The organism is Streptomyces sp. NBRC 109706 (genome assembly GCF_000974485.1).
GTDB lineage: Bacteria > Actinomycetota > Actinomycetes > Streptomycetales > Streptomycetaceae > Streptomyces.
The window spans coordinates 547,816-565,898 of sequence record NZ_BBOM01000006.1 but is presented as its reverse complement, the minus strand read 5'-3'; the positions used below and the strand labels follow the sequence as shown (position 1 = coordinate 565,898).

Sequence of the window (18,083 nt, the reverse complement as noted above, 5' to 3'; positions counted from 1 at the left end):
GAGCCCCCGACGAACGGCGCCCCGCACCACCGTCCACGTCCCCCGCGTCAGGAAGTTCCGTCGATGTCCCCTGCACCTGCCCCCCGGCTGCGCGCCGATGTCTCCGGGTTGCCCCGCTACGTCCCCGGCCGGGCCGCTCCCAGCGACCAGGTGGACAAGCTGTCGTCGAACGCTGCCGTCGGTCGTCGCCGCGCTGCGCGAGGAGCTGGGGCGCGTCAACCGCTACCCCGATCCGACGAGCGGTGCGCTGGTCACGGAGCTGTCCGGGGACCTCGCGGTGCCCCGGGAGCACCTGGTGGCCGGCACCGGATCCCTCGGGGTCACCAGGGACCTGTTGCGCGCGGCGGCCGGCGAGGGGGACGAAGTGGTCTTCGCCTGGCGCTCGTTCGAGGCGTACCCGCCGCTCGTCTGGGGCACCGGGGCGACCGCGGTGCGGGTTCCGCTGCGTGACGAGCGGCACGATCTGGAGGCCATGGCCGACGCGGTGACGGACCGCACCCGTCTGATCCTCGTGTGCAACCCCAACAACCCGACCGGCACCGCCGTGCACCGCGCCGAACTCGGGCGCTTCCTGGACCGGGTGCCCGACCAGGTGCTGGTGGTGCTCGACGAGGCGTACCGCGAGTTCGTCGACGACACCGACGTGCCCGACGGCATCGCGTTGTACCGCGACCGCCCCAACGTCGCCGTGCTGCGCACCTTCTCCAAGGCGTACGGGCTGGCGCGACTGCGCGTCGGCTACGCGGTCGCCCATCCGCCGGTCGCGGCCGCGCTGCGGGCCTGCGCCGTGCCGTTCGGGGTCAGCGGACTCGCCCAGGCCGCCGCGCTGGCCTCGCTGAACGCGAAACCCGAACTGCTGGCGCGGGTGGCGACCCTGGTGGCCGAGCGGGCCCGGGTCACCCACGCGCTGCGGGCCGCTGGCTGGAGCGTTCCCGACAGCCAGGCCAACTTCGTCTGGCTGCCCCTCGGTTCGGGCACGCGGGCGTTCGCCGACGCGTGCGAGACGGCGGGAGTCATGGTGCGCCCGTTCGGCGACGAGGGGGTGCGGATCACCATCGGCACCCCCGAGCAGATGGACCGTCTGCTGAAGATCGCGGGCGACCTGCGGTAGTGGGCCGGCGGTTCCCCCGCCCGCTCGCCCACGGCCCGGCCACGCTCCCGTGCCGCCTCCCCCGTGTACTCACGCCACATCTTTCACAGGTAAGAATGGGAACGCCGCGAGTCGTCGACGCCGTGCCGGCGAAGCCGCACGCATCCGGCCGGCTTCCCGCTAGACGCTCGCTCGAGACGCGCCCCTGAATCGCTCAAGCCCGACTGATGACCCGCACGACTGTGCGAGCGACGGGCCGGAACAACGCATAGCTTGACCGGAGGGGGCCGGAGACGAGGCCGCCGCCCTGCTGGCGCGCCCGCCGCCGCGCCCGGGCTCCCGAAACCGCGGGTTCCGCGTGGATGAGGTCCCTTGAACGTTTTTCCTCATGCCCTTTGAGAGAGGCAAGGTGGAGGCGAACGTGGAAGAAGCACCGGTCATCAGGCTCACCTGCCGTGAGCTGGATGTACTCGGCCTGCTGGCCCAGGGGTTGAGCAACCGACTCATATCCCGACGGCTCGACATATCCGAGAAGACCGTCAAAAACCACCTCAGCAGCATCTACCTCAAGATCGGCGCCACCCACCGCACCCAGGCCGCCCTCTACGCACAGTACGTCGGCCTGATCGACTCCGGAAAAGCCGCTCCGTCCGCCGACTCCGCTCTCACCGCACGCGAGCGGGGCGTACTCGGCCTGCTCGCCCAGGGGTTGAGCAACCGACTCATATCCCGACGGCTCGACATATCCGAGAAGACCGTCAAAAACCACCTCAGCAGCATCTACCTCAAGATCGGCGCCACCCACCGCACCCAGGCCGCCCTCTACGCACAGTACGTCGGGATCGCCACCTGAGCGGCCGGCGGGGCGTCTTCTCCCACCGTCACGGCTCCTCGACGAGGAACCTCCGCACCAGCTCCCCCGCCTCGTCCCGGCACTCCTCGAAGTAGGCGTGCCGGGCGCCAGGGAAGAGGTGGGTGCGGGCACCGGGGATACGGGAGGCGAGCAGCGCGAGGTTGTCCGGCGGGGTCAGCCGGTCCTGGTCGCCGTGGAGGATCAGGGTGGGCGCCGCGATGCGCGGCAGTTCGTCCCAGGCGTTGTGCTCGTTGCTGGCGACGAGGTGGCCGCGGCGCGCGTGGGCGGGCATCCGCGGATCGCCGAGCGTGCGGTACGGGCCGGGGTGCGCGGCCCGCCACCGGGGTGTGTACATCAGATCGGCCAGCGCACGGTGCACCGCCGCCGCGTCGGGCTGTGCGAGGGACCGCCGCACCGAGGCGTCGCGTTCCACGGCGTGCGGACCGCCGGGGGAGGTGCAGCCCAGGACCAGCCGGCGGACCCGTTCCGGGTGGTCGATCGCGAGCCACTGCGCGACCCGGCCGCCCATCGAGGTGCCGTACACGTCGGCGCGCGCGATGCCGAGCGCGTCCAGGACCGCGACGACGTCCGCCGCGAACAGCCGGACGGAGTAGGGGCCTTCGGGCTTGTCGCTGTCGCCCGTGCCGCGCGTGTCCAGGGTGAGGGTGGAGCGCACGGCGTGGAAGTCCTCGCGCACGCCGTCCCACCAGTGGTGGTTGTTCGCCTGCCCGGCGAGCAGCAGCAGCGGCGGCCCCTCCCCCCGGTGCTGGTAGGCCAGCGCGGTGCCGTCCTGGGCACGGGCGAGGGCCGGGCCCTTCCGGTCGTGTTCGGTCATCGGCGTCCTTCGACCGGGCGTGCGGGGGGCGTTGGGTGGGTCAGTGGGTCGACTGGCGGGCTCGGGCCAGCTCGATGTCCGGGACATGCTCCTCGGCCCAGGCGCGTACCGCGCGCAGCGGGATGAGCAGGGAGCGGCCCAGCGGTGTCAGAGCGTACTCGACGCGGGGCGGGTTCTCGTCGTACACGTGACGGCTCACCAGACCGTCGGCTTCCAGGGAACGCAGGGTCTCGGTCAGGGCCTTCGAGGTGATGCCCCGGATATGTCCCTTCAGTTCGCTGAAGCGGCGCGGCCCGTCGTCGAGGGCGTTGACGACGAACACGGTCCAGCGGGCACCGATGCGGTGCAGCACCGTGCGACTCGGGCAGGTGGCTGCCATCACGTTGTACGCCCGACCCATCGCCGCTCCCGGTTTCGTTGAAGATACCGGTATGAAATCCATACCGTTGTTCCCGATCCTAGAAGAGGGAGTGCGGGACATGGAACGGATCCTGGTCATCGGCGGTGCACGGGCGCTCGGCGCGGCAGTCGCGAGGCGGGCCGCGAAGGACGGGTACGACGTGGTGGTCGGCGCCCGCGATCTGGCCGCGGCCGAGGCGCTGGCGAGCGAGATCGGCGCCACGGCCGTGCGGGTCGACCTCCAGGACGAGTCGACGCTCGCCGCCGCGGCGGAACGTCTGAACGACGGCGTCGACCACATCGTGACGACCGGTTCCGCGCCGCACGACGTCCGCGCGACCGAGCTGGATCGCGACAAGTTGCTGGCCGCGTTCACCGCGAAGGTGGTCGGCCCGATGCTGGTGGCCAAGCACTTCGCCCCCGTACTGCGGCCGACCGGTTCGCTGGTGCTGTTCTCCGGTGTCGTCGGCTGGCGCCCCGGGCCGGGATCACTCGTCAAGGGCGTCACCAACGGCGCCGTCGAGTTCGCCGCGCGCCACCTGGCGGCGGATCTGGCGCCGGTACGGGTCAACGCCGTCTCGCCCGGCGTCGTGGACTCGGGCCTGTGGGACCGCCTCGGCGACAAGAAGGCCGCCCTGCTGAGCAAGAGCGCGGACAAGACCCTCGTCGGACGCCACGGCGAGTCCAACGACATCGTCGAGACGGTGATGTGGCTGCTCCGCGCGGGTTTCGTCTCCGGCGAGACGATCCACGTCGAGGGCGGCTCCCGCCACAAGTTCTCCTGAGGCCCGGCCACTTACCAGAACCAGCCGCTCAGGAGGCAGACCATGTCCGAGCACATCCTGATCGTCGGCCCGGGCCGCGACTTCCCCCCGCGCCTCCGCCGGGCCAGGCCCGGCACCCGGACCACGGTCATCTGCGATATCACCTACATCGGCCGGGTCCGCGAGCCGGACGGGAACACCCGGGTCATCTGCCTCCGCAGGGACGCCCCCGAGCAGGAGTGGATCGCCCTGGCCACGGCCGTGCACGCCATCGATCCGTTCACCCGCGTCGGCTCGTTCGGTGAGTCGGACCAGTTCCCCTATGCGGCCATCGCCCAGGCTCTGGGGCTGCCCGGGCACAGCCCGGAAACCGTGCACCTGGCCCACGACAAGGCCGCGATGCGCGCCTGGCTGCGCGACAAGGGGATCGACGAGACGGCCTCGGCGCGAGTCGAGGACGTCGACGAACTGCGCGCCTTCGTACGGAAGCACGGCCTGCCGTGCATCGTGAAGCCGGTGACCAACGCGGGCAGCGTGGGAGTCAGCAAGGTCACCTCCGAGGACGATCTGGAACGCGCCTTCGAGCGGGCCGTCGGAAGCGCCCCGGGCCCGGCCGAAGCGGGCGTGCTGGTCGAGGAGTTCTTCGACGGCCCGCAGTTCAGCGTCGAGGCGTTCTCCGAGCGCGGCGAGCACGAGGTCGTCGGCATCACCCGCAAGTACTCCGACCCGGTGGGCTTTGTCGAACTCGGCCATGTATCGCCCGCCGACCTCTCCGGCGAACAGGGCCGGGACATCGGGACCTATGTGAAGCGGATACTCGAATCCATCGGCGTGCGCGACGGACCCACCCACACCGAGGTCGTCCTCACCCACCGGGGCCCACGGCTGATCGAGACGCATGTCCGCGTGGGCGGCGACCGGATCCCGGACCTGACCCTGGACGCCACCGGTGTCGACATCGACGAGTGCGCGGCCCGACAGGCCCTGGGCGAGCGGGTGTTGCCGGGGATCCGGGCCGCCCTGAACGCCCTCGACCGGCCGACCGGGGCCTCCTCGGTCTGGTTCGCCTCGGTCGATACGGCCGGAGTCCTGGAGGCGGTCGTCGGGACGGACAGGGCGGCGGCCGTGCCGGGCGTGATCGAGGTGTCGGTGCTCGCCAAGCCGGGCACCAGGATCGGCGCGCTCGCCGACTCCGACGGGCGGCTGGCGTCCGTCCGGGCGCGGGCGGACACCGCCGACGCCGCGCTGGAGGCCGCGCGGAAGGCCGTCTCCCACCTGGAGTTCCAGCTCAGGGCGCGTCCGCAGGGCAGCGAGACGGTCTGAACCCACGCCCGGCGCGGCGCCCGAGCCTGCCGCCCTCGGCAAGCGGCGCCCCGCGTAGCGGAGTTACCGACCGGGGTTCTCCACCAACTCCCCGGGAACGGGAAGTCACCCGTCCGGCCCTTCATTCAGAGATGGGAATCCTGTCATGACGACCGGCCCCCAGAGCACCAAGCCGCCCAGCGGCACCACGTCACGCGCGGGATTCTGGTATTTCTGGGCCGCCTCGGGAACCAGCAGCGTGGGATCCGGGATTACCGCCGTCGCGCTGCCGTTGATCGCCCTCGTCGCGCTGGACGCGTCAGCCTTCGACGTCGGTCTGATCACCGCCGCCAGCTATGCGGGGGCGGTCATCATCGGACTGCCGGCCGGCGTGATCGTGCAACGTTTCCCGATGCGCCGGCTGCAGGTGGGCATGGACCTGATCCGGGCCGCCCTGATCGCCTCGGTTCCGGTCGCGGCGTGGCTGGACATACTGACGCTCGCGCAACTCGTCCTGGTCGGGCTCTCCATCAGCCTGGCCAATATCATCTTCGACGTCGCCAACACGTCCTATCTGCCTTCCATTGTCAGCAAGGAGGATCTGACGGCCCGCAACAGCCTTATCTCCGGAACGCTGGCGACAACCCAGCTCGCCGGCCCGTCACTTGGCGGTCTTCTGGTACAGGCGTTCGGCGCTGCCATCACCCTCCTTACCGACGCGGTCAGTTACCTGCTGTCCGCTGTTCTCCTCTGGCGCATTCCCGGCGGGGCGTCCCGTCCCCCCGCGCGCAATCACGAGCCCTTCACCAAGCAGGTCAGGGAGGGCCTGGGGTTTGTCCTGCGGCACTCGGTGATACGCCCCTGCGTGATGGCTTCCACGGCGTTCAACCTCTCCTCCGGCGTGGTGCTGGCCGTCGCGCCCGTCTTCCTCGTCCGCACGGCCGATCTACCGGCGGGGACCGTCGGACTCGTGCTCGCCACCGACGGCCTGGGAGCCCTGGCGGGCGCCGCGATCACCACGCGCCTCGCGGCCAGGATCGGAACGGCACGCACCGTGGTGGCGGCGAGCGCCGCCGGAGGCGCCATCGCGCTGTGCATGCCGCTCGCCTACTCAAGCTGGACGATCCTCCTCTTCAGCCTGGGCCAGGCCGGTTTCGCGGCCGGCATCACCGTCCTCAGCATCATCACCCGCACCCACCGCCAGAGCATCACCCCACCGGAGCTGCTACCGCGCGTCGTGGCCTCGGTCCGCTTCTTCACCTGGGGAGCGATTCCGATCGGCGCGCTGCTGGGCGGCGTCATCGCCGACGCCTTCGGAACACGGAACGCCCTCTTCACCGCCTGCGCCCTCGCCTTCCTCGCGCCGCTGAGCCTCTACTTCAGCCAGATCCGCGGCACCAGGGACCTGGCCGGCTGACCCGGGGCCACGGGCCTATCGTTCTCCGGTATGCGTGGAGACAGAATTGACCGGCCGGCGGATCTGGACGTCGTTCGGGAGTCGTATGACCGGGTGGCGGACAACTACGCCCATATGGTGGTGACTACGGGGATCGGCGACATCAGGACCCACCCCTGGCTCAAGGCGTCGATCGACGCCTTCGCGGACTCGGTGCGCGGGCTGGGGCCGGTCCTCGACGTCGGCTGCGGGCCGGGGCAGGTGACCGCCTATCTCGCGGAGCGGGGGCTCGACGTGTCGGGCGTTGACCTCTCGCCCCGCATGATCGAGAACGCGCGCCGGCTGCACCCCGAGTGCCGCTTCGACGTCGCCTCTGCCACCGACCTCGACCTCGAACCGGCGTCGCTGGGCGGCGTGTTGGGGTGGTGGTCACTGTTCAACCTGCCGCGAGCGATACTGCCGCAGGTGCTCGCCGCCTTCGCACGGGCCCTGAAACCGGGCGGATACCTCATCACCGCGACCCACGCCGGCGACGAGGACACGGTCCGCACCGAGGCATACGGCGGGGTCCCCGTCCGCTGGACCACCCACAAGTGGCACCCGGAACAGCTGACGAAACTGATCGACACGGCCGGCCTGACCACCATCGCCGACCTCCGCCTCCCCCCGACCGACTACAGCGGCCCCGGCCTGGTACTGATGGCCCAACGCCCCGAGTAACGGCCGGCCGGCCGGCGCCCGGCGGTCGGGGGACGGCGGCTTCGGGGGTGGGGCGGTGGTGGGGGGTAGCGTCGGTGGTATGCGAGCGATCATGATTCCGGCGCCGGGTGGGCCCGAGCGGTTGGTGTGGAGTGAGGTGCCCGATCCCGCCGTGGGGCCGGGTGAGGTCTTGGTCGACGTCGTGGCGAGCGGCGTCAACCGGGCCGATGTGCTGCAACGGCAGGGGTTCTACGATCCGCCGCCGGGCGCCTCGCCCTATCCGGGGCTTGAGTGCGCCGGGCGGGTGGCGGCGGTCGGGCCCGGGGTGAGTGGTTGGCGGGTCGGCGACGAGGTGTGCGCGTTGTTGGCCGGCGGCGGCTATGCCGAGTTGGTGAGTGTGCCGGCCGGCCAACTGCTGCCGGTGCCGGGGGATGTGGGGGTGGTGGCCGCCGCCGGGCTGCCCGAGGTGGCCTGCACGGTGTGGTCCAACGTGTTCGAGCTGGCCGGCCTGCGCGCCGGGGAGACGCTGCTGGTGCACGGCGGGTCCAGCGGTATCGGCACGATGGCGATCCAGCTGGCCAGGGCGGTGGGCGCGCGGGTCGCGGTGACGGCCGGCAGCGCGGCGAAGCTGGAGCGCTGTCGGGCGCTGGGCGCGGAGATCCTGATCAACTACCGGGAGAGCGACTTTGTCGAGGAGTTGGCGGCGGCGACGGACGGGGCCGGTGCCGATGTGATCCTGGACATCGTGGGGGCGCGCTATCTGGCGTCCAATATCGCGGCGTTGGCGACCGGCGGGCGGCTGGCGATCATCGGTTTCCAGGGTGGTGCCAAGGCCGAGCTGGATCTGCGGAAGCTGCTGGCCAAGCGGGGTTCGATCCATGCGACCTCGCTGCGTGCCCGGCCGGCGGCGGAGAAGGCGGCGATCGTGGAGTCGGTCGGGGAGCATGTCTGGCCGCTGATCGCCGATGGCCGGATCCGGCCGGTCGTCGACCGGTTGCTGCCGCTTTCGGACGCGGCGGAGGCGCATCGCGTCCTGGAGTCGAGCGAGCACATCGGCAAGGTGGTCCTCACCAGAAGCTGACCTTCCCGCCCGGGAGTTCACCGGGAAGACCGGGACGACCACGCGTGGCGCCCGAGATGCCCGGACAGGTCCGGTATGCCAAGCTGATGACATACCGAGGACTATCCGGGCAAACCGGATTTCACCGCGAAGGGTCGGGACTCGTGAGGCTGTGGGTGGGAATCGTGCTGGCCGGAACGCTGCTGTTCGCCGTCGCCGCTCCATTCTCCGCGATGGCGGCGGCGGGCGAACGGGATCCCGCCGACGGGACGGACGGCCGCCGCGCCCCCCGAAACCCCGAACACACAGAGCGCACCGAGCGCACCGAGGAACGGGTGGCCGACTGGCGGATCGTCGATCAGCCGGCGACCCGCTGGGAGGGGCGCGGCGTCGGCGACGGCACGGTCGGGCAGCGGCTGGCGGCGACCGGCGGAACGGCCGCCGGCGGCGAGGTGGTCCCCGTGCTGCCACTGGGCGCCGGACTCACCTGCCTGGGGACGGGCATCGGCCTGCTGGGACTGCGGCTGCGCCAGGGCTGAGGCCGGCGGAGGCCGTCACATACCGAGTATGTTCTTCGGGTCGGCCGAGCGCCGGCCGAGCGGCGGCCGCCACCGGCGGCCTTGCCCGATGACGAACATACCGGGTATACATACTCGGTATGTCGATCCGTTTCGGGCTGTTGGCCCTGCTCGACCAGGGGCCGCGCTACGGCTCCCAACTACGTGCGGAGTTCGAGTCCCGCACCGGTACCACCTGGCCGTTGAACATCGGCCAGGTCTATACGACGCTCGGCCGTCTTGAACGCGACGGGCTGATCAGGCCCGAGGGCGGCGGCGACGCCAAGCAGCAGCTGTACGCCATCACCGACGCGGGGCGGACGGCGCTGGACAGCTGGTTCACCGAGCCGGTGGACCGGACCCAGCCGTCCAGGGACGAGCTGGCGATCAAACTGGCGATGGCCGTGGGCACCCCTGGCGTCGACCTGCCGGCCGTCATCCAGACGCAGCGGCGGCACACGCTGGGCGCGATGCGGGACTACACCCGGCTCAAGGCCGACGCGCTCAGGGCCGAGTCGACCGCGACCGAGCCGGCCTCGGCCGACGACATCGCCTGGCTGCTGGTGCTCGAGCAGCTGATCTTCTACGCCGAGGCCGAGATCCGCTGGCTCGACCACTGCGAGTCACGTCTGGTGCGGCTGGCCGCCGTCCGGGGACAGCGGCAACCGTTGCCGCCGCCCCCGACCGCGCCCCCGACCGCGCCCGCGCACCGTTCCACCAACCGACGGGGGGCTTCGTCATGAGCGAGGCGAACGAGACGAACGATCACCCAACCGAACGGGCCGGCGCCGGGCCGGACCGCGCGGCCGTGCTGGAGCTGCGCGGGCTGACCCGGGTCCACGGCAACGGGGAGGCGGCCGTGCACGCGCTGCGCGGCGTCGATCTGACCGTGCGGGCCGGGGAGTTCGTGGCCGTGATGGGCCCCTCCGGGTCCGGGAAGTCGACGCTGTTGACGCTGGCCGGCGGCCTGGACACCGCTTCCGGCGGGCAGGTGCTGGTCGAGGGCCGGGATCTGGGCCGGCTCAGCCGGGCCCGGCTGGCGCGGATCCGCCGCACCTCGGTCGGCTATGTGTTCCAGGACTACAACCTCATACCCGCGCTCACCGCGGCCGAGAACATCGCGCTCCCCCGCGAGCTGGACGGCGTCTCGCACCGCGCGGCGCGCGGGGAGGCGCTGGCCGCGCTGGCGGAGATGGGCCTGACCGAGGTCGCCGACCGGTTCCCGGACGAGATGTCCGGCGGCCAGCAGCAGCGGGTGGCCATCGCCCGGGCGCTGGTCGGCGACCGCAGGCTGCTGCTCGCCGACGAGCCGACCGGCGCGTTGGACACCGAGACCAGCGACGCGGTCCTCGCGCTGCTGCGCCACCGGGGCGACCAGGGCGCGGCCGTGGTGCTGGTGACCCATGAGACGCGCTTCGCGGCCTGGGCGGACCGGGTGGTCTTCCTGCGGGACGGCACCGTGGTGGACGAGTCGTCGGCCAGCTCGGCCGAATCGCTGCTGGCCGGCGGGAGCGCGCGGTGAGCGGACGACACAACTGGCGGCTGGCGCTGCGCATCGCCCGCCGCGACGCGCTGCGCGCCAAGGGCCGCAGCGCCCTGGTGGTGGCCATGATCGCGCTGCCCATCCTGGGCGCGACGGCCGTCGATCTGGCGCTGCGCAGCGGCCAACTCTCCACCGAGGAACAGCTGGACCGGGATCTCGGCGCGGCCGACGCGCACTTCGTGTGGTCCAACGACGGCAACCCGATCGTGCAGGCCCCCGACGCCGTCGAGTGGTCATCCGTCGAGGAGTGGTCCGAGGACTGGGAGGAGCCCACCTGGCGCTCCGAGGAGGAGCTGAAGGCCCTGCTGGGGCCGCTGCTCCCCGACGGCGCCACGATGGTCTACGAGAACAGCAACTGGATGCGGGTCGGCACCGAGCACGGGGTGACCGAGTCCGAGATCCAGGAGATGGACGCGACGGATCCGACGGTGGCCGGGATCCACGATCTGAAGGAGGGCCGGTTCGCCGAATCGCCCGACGAGATCGCGGCCAGCGAGGCGCTGCTCGACGAGGGCGGGCTCTCCGTCGGGGACACGCTGACCCTCGGCCACTGGGGCCAACCCCTGGACGAGGGCACCGAGTTCACCGTCACCGGCAGCTATGAGCTGCCCGACGAGATCGACCAGAACCATCTGACGGCGCTGCCGGGCAGCGCGCTCCGGCAGGAGCCCTGGGACCGCCCGGGACTGCTGGTCCAGGTGCCGGGCGAGGCGGGCGTCGACTGGGCGACGGTGCTGGCGGCCAACGAGCACGGCTTCTTCGTCACCTCACGCGAGGTCGTGCTGAACCCGCCGCCCGCCGACCAGCTGCCGCCCGGGACGGGGGAGCTGACGGCGGGGTCGACCGTCCAGGGGGAGGTCGTCGCGGTCGCCGTGGTGGCCGTCTCCCTGGTGATCCTGGAGATCTGTCTGCTGGCCGGGCCCGCCTTCGCGGTGAGCGCCCGCAGATCCCGCCGGATGCTGGGCCTGATCGGCGCCAACGGTGGCCATCGGCCGCAGCTGCGCGCGGTGATGCTGGCGAGCGGCGTGGTGCTGGGCGCGGCGGCGGCCGTCGTCGGGCTGGTCGTCGGCGTGCTGCTGACGGTGCTGGCGAGGCCGCTGATCGAGGAGCAGTTGGGCAGCCGGTTCGGCTCCTGGGACTTCCGGCCGCTGGAGCTGGCCGGCATCGCGGTCTTCGCGGTGCTGATCGGCCTGCTGGCCGCCGTCATCCCGGCGTACAACGCGGCGCGGAGCAGCGTGCTCGCCTCGCTGACCGGTCGGCGCGGAGTGCGCGCCGGCGGGCGGGCGTTGCCGCTGGTCGGCGGGATCGCCCTGGTGCTCGGCGCCGCGCTGGCCCTGCTGGGCGGGTTCTGGGGGGAGACGCTGGCGGTGGCCGCCGGCGCGGTGATCGCCGAGCTGGGCCTGGTCGCGCTCACCCCGATGCTGGTCGGCGGCTTCGGCCGGCTGGCGCGGTTCCTGCCGCTGACCGGGCGGCTGGCGCTGCGCGACGCGGCCCGCAACCGGGGCCGCACCGCGCCGGCGGTCGCCGCCGTGCTGGCCGCCGTCGCCGGCACGGTGTCCGTCGCCACCGTGATGGTCAGCGACGACGCGGAGAACCGCGCCCAGTACGAGGAGACGCTGCCGATGAACACGGCCGGCGTCTTCGCGATGATGCCGGACGCCGGCCGGGATCTGGGCGGCGCCCGCGCCGCCGTGGCCAAGGAACTGCCGGTGGAGAGCGAGATCGACCTGGCGCGGGCGCTGCCGGCGCCCGGCGAGTGCGCGTCGACCGGCGCCGACTCCGAGTACGGCGACGAGGAGTTGTACTGCGGCGAGGTGATCCCGCTGCTGCCGGGCGAGACGGAGTGCCCGCTGTACCGGGAGGGACAGTCGGAGCTGCCCGCCGCCGAACTCCGCGATCTGGCCCAGCGGCCGGTCTGCGGGGCCACCCAGTGGCTGCACGGCCAGAGCATGGTGCTGATCGGCCCCGCCGAGACGCTGACCGAGCTGGGCATCGGCGACGCGGCCGCGACCGCAGCGCTTGAGGCCGGCGAGGCGGTCGTCGCCCACCCCGACTATCTGACCGACGACGGGACGGTGACGCTCGGCCTCTACCGGACCCAGGTCGCCGACGACATCGAGTGGAACGACTCGGGCCAGCGCGCCGACCCGCCGGAGGAGGAGATCTCGCTGCCGGCGCACGCGCTGCCGGGGGACGTGTCCGCGCCGACCGTGGTGATGACGCACGAGACGGCCGCCGCGCTCGGCCTGGCCGAGTTCGACCTGGGCACCTTCTACCAGCTGAGCCGCGCCCCGAGCGGCGCCGAACAGCAGGCGGTGGACGCCGAGTTCGAGCGTCTCGGCAGCTACCTCTGGTTCTATGTGGAGAAGGGCTACGACGCGGACAACTCGCTGGCGCTGCTGGTCCTGGCGCTGGTCGCCACCGTGATCACCATCGGCGCCGCCGGGATCGCCACCGGGCTGGCCCAGGCCGACGCCGAGCCGGATCTGGCCACCCTCTCCGCCGTCGGCGCCACGCCCAGGATGCGCCGCAGCCTCGCCGGGCTGCAGTGCGGACTGATCGCGGCCATGGGGGTGTTCCTCGGCGCGCTCTCCGGGCTGCTCCCGGCGATCGGGCTGCGGCTCACCGAGTACCGGGCCAATGTGCGGAACTGGGAGCGCTGGTGGGGCATGGGCAGCGAGCTGGGCCCGCGTCCCGAGCTGCTGATCGAGCTGCCCTGGATGACGTTCCTCCAGCTGCTGGTGGTCGTCCCGCTGATCGCCTGGCTGCTGGCGGCGCTGCTGACCCGGTCGCGGGTGCCCCTGGCGCGGCGCGCGGGGTGACGCTCGTTGCATGATGGAGGTATGACTCAGCCGAGGAATGAACCACCGCAGGAGAATGCCCAGGTCCTGGTTGTCGGCCCGGACGGAATGGCCCTCAGCGGGCCCGCCGGGAACGGCGGCGGGAGCGACGAGGGGCCCTCCGAGACACCGCTCACGGAGATGGTGGAGCAGCCGGCGAAGGTCATGCGCATCGGCAGCATGATCAAGCAGCTTCTGGAGGAGGTCAAGGCGGCCCCACTGGACGAGGCCAGTCGGGTCCGGTTGAAGGAGATCCACGCCAGCTCGGTCAAGGAGTTGGAGGAGGGCCTGGCCCCCGAGCTGGTGGCCGAGCTGGAGCGGCTCTCCCTGCCCTTCACCGACGAGGGGGTGCCGACGGAAGCCGAGCTGCGCATCGCGCAGGCGCAGCTGGTCGGCTGGCTGGAGGGGCTTTTCCATGGCATCCAGACCGCGCTCTTCGCCCAACAGATGGCGGCCAGGGCCCAGCTGGAGCAGATGCGGCGGGCCCTGCCGCCCGGCGCGCTCGGCCCCGACGATCTGGGCCTCGACGAGCAGCAGGGCGGCGCCCGTTCCGGCCCCTATCTCTGAGATCTCTGATATTTCCGAGATCTCTGATATTTCCGGTGCCTCTGCCACGGACAGCGAGCGGCCCCCGGGCCCGGCGACGCGATGTCGCCCGGGCCCGGGGGCCGTCTCCGTGCTCGGTGGCTCGGTGGCTCGGTGGCCGACCGGTCAGCTCCAGGTGATCAGCTTCTTGGGGTGTTCCAGGACGGCCGCCACGTCGGCGAGCAGCCGGGAGCCCAACTCGCCGTCGATCAGCCGGTGGTCGAAGGAGAGCGCCAGGGTGGTGACCTTGCGGGGCTTGACCTTCCCCTTGTGCACCCAGGGCTGGTCCCTGATGGCACCGAACGCCAGGATGGCCGACTCCCCCGGGTTGAGGATCGGCGTGCCGGTGTCGATGCCGAAGACCCCGATGTTGGTGATGGTCACCGTGCCGCCGCGCATATCGGCGGGGCTGGTCCTGCCCTCCCGTGCGGTGGAGATCAACTCGCCCAGGGCGCGGGAGAGTTCCGGCAGGGTCTTGGCGCCGGCGTCCTTGATGTTGGGCACCAGCAGACCCCTGGGCGTGGCCGCGGCGATGCCGAGGTTCACATACTCCTTGTAGACGATCTCCTGCCGCTGCTCGTCCCAGGCGGCGTTGGCCTCCGGGTTGCGGCGCAGCGCCACCAGCAGGGCCTTGGCGACCAAGAGCAGGGGGTTGACGCGCAGCCCGGCCAGCTCAGGATCCGACTTGAGCCGTTCCACCAGCCGCACGGTCCTGGTGACGTCGACCGTGACGAACTCCGTCACATGCGGGGCGGTGAAGGCGCTGTCCACCATGGCCTGCGCGGTGGCCTTCCGGACGCCCCTGATGGGCACCCGGCGTTCCCTGATCGCCGCCAACGACTGCGGCTCGACCTCGGGGGACGACGGCGCCTCGGGCGCGGGCTCGACGGCGACCGGCCGTGCGGCCGGCGCGGCGGGAGCGGTGGGCGCCGGGGCGGCGGCGTGGACGTCGTCCCTGGTGATCACCCCGCCGGGCCCGGTGGGCACCACGGCGGCGAGATCGACGCCGAGATCCTTGGCCAGCTTCCGCACCGGGGGCTTGGCCAACGCGCGACCGGCGCCCTGCCCGGCGCCGCCGCCGCGGGGCGCCAACTCCTCGGCCGGCTCGGCCGGCTCGGCCGGAACGGGCTCCCCGGCGACCGGTTCATCGGCGACCGGCGTGGGCGGCTCGGCGACCGGCGCCGGCACGGCGGCCCGGCGCGGCCGGCGGCGGCTGCTCGGCGCCGAGACGCCATAGCCCACCAGCACCGGCTCCCGTGCCCCGGCGGCGTCCTCGGCCGGGGCCGCCGGCGCCTCGACGACCGCCGGCTCGTCGGGACCGCCGGTGTCCACGGTGATGATCGGCGTGCCGACGTCGACCGTGGTGCCCTCGGGGAAAAGGATCTCGCGCACCTCCCCGTCATAGGGGATGGGGAGCTCGACCGCCGCCTTGGCGGTCTCCACCTCCACCACGACCTGCCCGTCCGTCACCGTGTCCCCCGGCTGGACGTGCCATTTCAGGATCTCCGCCTCGGTGAGCCCCTCGCCCACGTCCGGCATTCTGAACTCGCGGTAGCGCTGTGTTGCCGCAGCCATCGTCACGACTCTCCTCAGCCTCTCCCTCAGTACGCCAAGGCACGATCGACACCGTCCAGCACCCGGTCGAGCCCCGGAAGGTACTCGTCCTCCAGACGGGCCGGCGGATACGGCGTGTGGAACCCGCCCACCCTCAGCACGGGGGCCTCCAGATGGTAGAAGCAGCGCTCCGTGATGCGGGCCGCCACCTCGGCGCCCACGCCCTGGAAGACCGGCGCCTCGTGCACGACCACCAGCCGCCTGGTCTTCTCGACGGACCGCTGCACCGTGTCGAAGTCGATCGGGGAGAGCGACCTGAGATCCACCACCTCGATCGACCTCCCCTCCTCCGCCGCGGCGGTGGCGGCCAGCAGCGCGGTGCGCACCGTCGGACCGTAGGCGAGCAACGTCAGATCGTCGCCCTGCCGCACCACCTTGGCGCTGTGCAGGCCGTCCGGGATGCCCTCCCGGTCGACCTCGCCCTTGTCCCAGTAGCGGGCCTTGGGCTCGAAGAAGATCACCGGATCGTCGCACTCGATGGCCTGCCGCAGCATCCAGTAGGCGTCCGAAGGGTTCGCCGGCGTCACGCACTTGAGGCCCGCGACATGGGTGAACAGCGCCTCGGGCGACTCGCTGTGGTGCTCCACCGCGCCGATACCGCCGCCGAACGGGATGCGGATCACCACCGGCAGCTTGATCTTGCCCAGCGCCCTGGCGTGCATCTTGGCCAGCTGGGTGACGATCTGGTCGTAGGCCGGGAACACGAAACCGTCGAACTGGATCTCCACCACCGGACGGTAGCCGCGCAGGGCCAGGCCGATGGCGGTGCCGACGATGCCGGACTCGGCCAGCGGGGTGTCCACCACCCGCTCCTCGCCGAAGTCCTTCTGCAGCCCGTCGGTGATCCGGAAGACCCCGCCGAGCTTCCCGACGTCCTCGCCCATCACCAGCGTCTTGGGGTCGGACTCCAACGAGGCGCGCAACGCGGCGTTGAGCGCCTTGGAGAGGGCCATCTTCTCCACCGTCATGTCAGTTCCCCTCCAGATCGGCGAAGGAGGCGAGGTAGCCGGTGTAGGCGGCGCGTTCCTCGTCCACCAGGGTGTGGCCGTCGGCGTAGACATGCTCGAACATGGCCATCGGCTCCGGGTCGGGCATGGTCCTGATGGACTCCCTGACCCGTTTGGCGAGCGCGTCGCTCTCCGCTTCCAACTCGGCGTGGAACGCCCCGTCGGCGGCGCCCTCGCGGTCCAGGTGGCGGCGCAGCCGCAGGATCGGGTCCTTGGCCTCCCAGGACTCCAGCTCCTCCTGGCGGCGGTAGCGGGTCGGGTCGTCCGAGGTGGTGTGCGCGCCCATGCGGTAGGTGAACGCCTCGATCAGCACCGGGCCCTGGCCGCTGCGCGCCTGCTCGGCGGCGGCCCTGGTGGCCGCGAGCACGGCCAGCACGTCGTTGCCGTCGACCCGCAGGCCGGGGAAACCATAGCCCCGGGCGCGCTGGTAGAGCGGCACCCTGGTCTGACGTTCGGTGGGTTCCGAGATGGCCCATTGGTTGTTCTGACAGAAGAAGACCACCGGCGCGTTGTAGACCGCGGCGAAGGTGAACGCCTCGGCGACATCGCCCTGGCTGGAGGCGCCGTCGCCGAAGTAGGCGACCACGGCGGCATCGCCGCCGTCCTTGGCCACGCCCATGGCGTAGCCGGCGGCGTGCAGCGTCTGGGAGCCGATGACGATGGTGTAGAGGTGGAAGTTGTTGCTGTTGGGGTCCCAGCCGCCGTGGTTGACGCCCCGGAACATGCCCAGCAGCTGGGTGGGGTCGACGCCCCGGCACCAGGCGACGCCGTGCTCGCGGTAGGTGGGGAAGACGTAGTCCGTCTCGCGCAGCGCGCGGCCCGAGCCGATCTGCGCCGCCTCCTGGCCCAACATCGAGGGCCAGAGGCCGAGTTCGCCCTGGCGCTGGAGCGCGGTCGCCTCCGCGTCGAACCGCCGGCTGAGCACCATGTCGCGGTAGAGCGCGCGGAGTTCGTCATGGCTGATGGTCAGCGGGTAGTCGGGGTGCGTCACCCGTTCGCCCTCGGGGGTGAGCAGCTGCACCATCCCGGGGTCGCCCGCGGCCCCCTTCGCCGTGCCCCGCTTGGCCGTTGCCTTCTTGGCGGGGGCTTTCTTGGCGGGGGACTTCTTCGCGGGAGCCTTCTTCGCCGCTGTCTTCTTGGCGGGGGTCTTCTTCGCCGGGGCCTTGGCCCGGGTCTGCCGCGTCCCGGCCTGTTTCGTCCCGGCCGGTTGGGACGTACCCGGCGCGGCGTCCGGCTCGCGCGCGGTGGACTGCTGCGTGGTGGTGCTGCGCGACGCGTCGCGCGAAGTGCTGGCCACGGTCACTCGTGTTCCTCCGTCGGTCCGTCCGGCCCCCGGGGTCCGCCGGGCGACCAGTGCGGCTCGCCCGGTCCGTACGGCGCACGGGGTTGGGTGCGGCGGACGGGAACCGAGCGGTTACCTTTCCCGTTCCCTGTCCCGCTCGTCCGCCTATGAGAGCACGGTATCCAGTGGGTCCACAAGCTGCGAAAGCGGCCCTGACCTGCGCAAATACCTGGAAATCCAAGTAACGGTTGGCAGCC

At 71.9% G+C, this 18,083-nt stretch carries 16 protein-coding genes and 1 pseudogene; 12 read left to right on the top strand and 5 right to left on the bottom strand.

From position 1 onward, the window contains the following. Positions 1-63 precede the first annotated feature (63 nt). Positions 64-1,111 (top strand): annotated as a pseudogene (locus AOM46_RS12775) (histidinol-phosphate transaminase). 367 nt (positions 1,112-1,478) lie between these two features. Then, a complete protein-coding gene (locus AOM46_RS36060; RefSeq protein WP_062209985.1) occupies positions 1,479-1,943 on the top strand; it encodes a LuxR family transcriptional regulator in 465 nt (154 codons plus the stop codon). Positions 1,944-1,971: 28 nt separating this feature from the next. Here the strand turns inward: AOM46_RS36060 and AOM46_RS12765 are convergent, their stop codons facing one another. Both AOM46_RS12765 and AOM46_RS12760 read right to left on the bottom strand, forming a co-directional pair. Next, positions 1,972-2,778 carry an alpha/beta fold hydrolase gene (locus AOM46_RS12765; RefSeq protein WP_062209982.1) on the bottom strand — a complete coding sequence of 269 codons (807 nt, stop codon included), beginning with the start codon at positions 2,776-2,778 and terminating at the stop codon, positions 1,972-1,974. A 40-nt stretch (positions 2,779-2,818) separates the two neighbouring features. Next, on the bottom strand, positions 2,819-3,178 hold the full coding sequence (locus AOM46_RS12760; protein WP_062209979.1) for a helix-turn-helix domain-containing protein: 360 nt from the start codon (positions 3,176-3,178) through the stop codon (positions 2,819-2,821). 79 nt (positions 3,179-3,257) lie between these two features. Between AOM46_RS12760 and AOM46_RS12755 the strand changes: the two genes are divergently transcribed. The 10 genes from AOM46_RS12755 to AOM46_RS12710 all read left to right on the top strand — a co-directional run bounded on the left by AOM46_RS12755 (position 3,258) and on the right by AOM46_RS12710 (position 13,905). Beyond that, on the top strand, positions 3,258-3,962 hold the full coding sequence (locus AOM46_RS12755; RefSeq protein WP_062209977.1) for an SDR family oxidoreductase: 705 nt from the start codon (positions 3,258-3,260) through the stop codon (positions 3,960-3,962). Between the two features lie 42 nt (positions 3,963-4,004). Further along, positions 4,005-5,264: an ATP-grasp domain-containing protein gene (locus AOM46_RS12750; RefSeq protein ID WP_062209974.1), complete on the top strand. Its 1,260-nt coding sequence runs from the start codon at positions 4,005-4,007 to the stop codon at positions 5,262-5,264. Between the two features lie 145 nt (positions 5,265-5,409). Next, entirely contained in the window at positions 5,410-6,660 is a 1,251-nt protein-coding gene (locus tag AOM46_RS12745) for an MFS transporter (RefSeq protein WP_062209972.1), read from the top strand. Positions 6,661-6,690: 30 nt separating this feature from the next. After that, positions 6,691-7,359 (top strand): trans-aconitate 2-methyltransferase, encoded by a 669-nt coding sequence (locus AOM46_RS12740; protein ID WP_062209970.1) that lies wholly within the window; start codon positions 6,691-6,693, stop codon positions 7,357-7,359. Between the two features lie 79 nt (positions 7,360-7,438). Beyond that, positions 7,439-8,419 (top strand): NAD(P)H-quinone oxidoreductase, encoded by a 981-nt coding sequence (locus AOM46_RS12735; protein ID WP_062209966.1) that lies wholly within the window; start codon positions 7,439-7,441, stop codon positions 8,417-8,419. 143 nt (positions 8,420-8,562) lie between these two features. Continuing rightward, complete coding sequence (locus tag AOM46_RS12730; RefSeq protein ID WP_158920398.1) at positions 8,563-8,937, top strand: hypothetical protein; 375 nt, start codon at positions 8,563-8,565, stop codon at positions 8,935-8,937. 119 nt (positions 8,938-9,056) lie between these two features. Continuing rightward, entirely contained in the window at positions 9,057-9,698 is a 642-nt protein-coding gene (locus AOM46_RS12725; protein ID WP_062209961.1) for a PadR family transcriptional regulator, read from the top strand. Continuing rightward, positions 9,695-10,477, top strand: a complete 783-nt coding sequence (locus AOM46_RS12720) for an ABC transporter ATP-binding protein (protein ID WP_078856752.1) — start codon at positions 9,695-9,697, stop codon at positions 10,475-10,477. The genes AOM46_RS12725 and AOM46_RS12720 overlap by 4 nt, the downstream gene beginning before the upstream one ends. Then, on the top strand, positions 10,474-13,320 hold the full coding sequence (locus AOM46_RS12715) for an FtsX-like permease family protein (RefSeq protein ID WP_062209957.1): 2,847 nt from the start codon (positions 10,474-10,476) through the stop codon (positions 13,318-13,320). The genes AOM46_RS12720 and AOM46_RS12715 overlap by 4 nt, the downstream gene beginning before the upstream one ends. Before the next feature lie 21 nt (positions 13,321-13,341). Beyond that, entirely contained in the window at positions 13,342-13,905 is a 564-nt protein-coding gene (locus tag AOM46_RS12710; RefSeq protein WP_078856751.1) for a bacterial proteasome activator family protein, read from the top strand. Positions 13,906-14,049: 144 nt separating this feature from the next. On the opposite strand, the gene AOM46_RS12705 is transcribed toward AOM46_RS12710, so the two are convergent. The 3 genes from AOM46_RS12705 to pdhA are packed head-to-tail and all read right to left on the bottom strand — an operon-like array spanning position 14,050 to position 17,847. Next, complete coding sequence (locus AOM46_RS12705; protein WP_062209951.1) at positions 14,050-15,498, bottom strand: dihydrolipoamide acetyltransferase family protein; 1,449 nt, start codon at positions 15,496-15,498, stop codon at positions 14,050-14,052. A 26-nt stretch (positions 15,499-15,524) separates the two neighbouring features. Beyond that, positions 15,525-16,505 (bottom strand): alpha-ketoacid dehydrogenase subunit beta, encoded by a 981-nt coding sequence (locus tag AOM46_RS12700; RefSeq protein WP_062209948.1) that lies wholly within the window; start codon positions 16,503-16,505, stop codon positions 15,525-15,527. A gap of 1 nt (position 16,506) precedes the next feature. After that, positions 16,507-17,847 carry a pyruvate dehydrogenase (acetyl-transferring) E1 component subunit alpha gene (gene pdhA / locus AOM46_RS12695; protein WP_062209945.1) on the bottom strand — a complete coding sequence of 447 codons (1,341 nt, stop codon included), beginning with the start codon at positions 17,845-17,847 and terminating at the stop codon, positions 16,507-16,509. Between the last annotated feature and the right edge of the window lie 236 nt (positions 17,848-18,083).

Coding starts and splice junctions, on each gene's coding strand:
- AOM46_RS12725 (WP_062209961.1), top strand. CDS start 9,057: ATGTCGATCCGTTTCGGGCTGTTGGCCCTGCTCGACCAGGGGCCGCGC.
- AOM46_RS12705 (WP_062209951.1), bottom strand. CDS start 15,498: ATGGCTGCGGCAACACAGCGCTACCGCGAGTTCAGAATGCCGGACGTG.
- AOM46_RS12740 (WP_062209970.1), top strand. CDS start 6,691: ATGCGTGGAGACAGAATTGACCGGCCGGCGGATCTGGACGTCGTTCGG.
- AOM46_RS12745 (WP_062209972.1), top strand. CDS start 5,410: ATGACGACCGGCCCCCAGAGCACCAAGCCGCCCAGCGGCACCACGTCA.
- AOM46_RS12765 (WP_062209982.1), bottom strand. CDS start 2,778: ATGACCGAACACGACCGGAAGGGCCCGGCCCTCGCCCGTGCCCAGGAC.
- AOM46_RS12750 (WP_062209974.1), top strand. CDS start 4,005: ATGTCCGAGCACATCCTGATCGTCGGCCCGGGCCGCGACTTCCCCCCG.
- AOM46_RS12700 (WP_062209948.1), bottom strand. CDS start 16,505: ATGACGGTGGAGAAGATGGCCCTCTCCAAGGCGCTCAACGCCGCGTTG.
- AOM46_RS12755 (WP_062209977.1), top strand. CDS start 3,258: ATGGAACGGATCCTGGTCATCGGCGGTGCACGGGCGCTCGGCGCGGCA.
- AOM46_RS12760 (WP_062209979.1), bottom strand. CDS start 3,178: ATGGGTCGGGCGTACAACGTGATGGCAGCCACCTGCCCGAGTCGCACG.
- AOM46_RS12720 (WP_078856752.1), top strand. CDS start 9,695: ATGAGCGAGGCGAACGAGACGAACGATCACCCAACCGAACGGGCCGGC.
- AOM46_RS12710 (WP_078856751.1), top strand. CDS start 13,342: ATGACTCAGCCGAGGAATGAACCACCGCAGGAGAATGCCCAGGTCCTG.
- AOM46_RS36060 (WP_062209985.1), top strand. CDS start 1,479: ATGCCCTTTGAGAGAGGCAAGGTGGAGGCGAACGTGGAAGAAGCACCG.
- AOM46_RS12735 (WP_062209966.1), top strand. CDS start 7,439: ATGCGAGCGATCATGATTCCGGCGCCGGGTGGGCCCGAGCGGTTGGTG.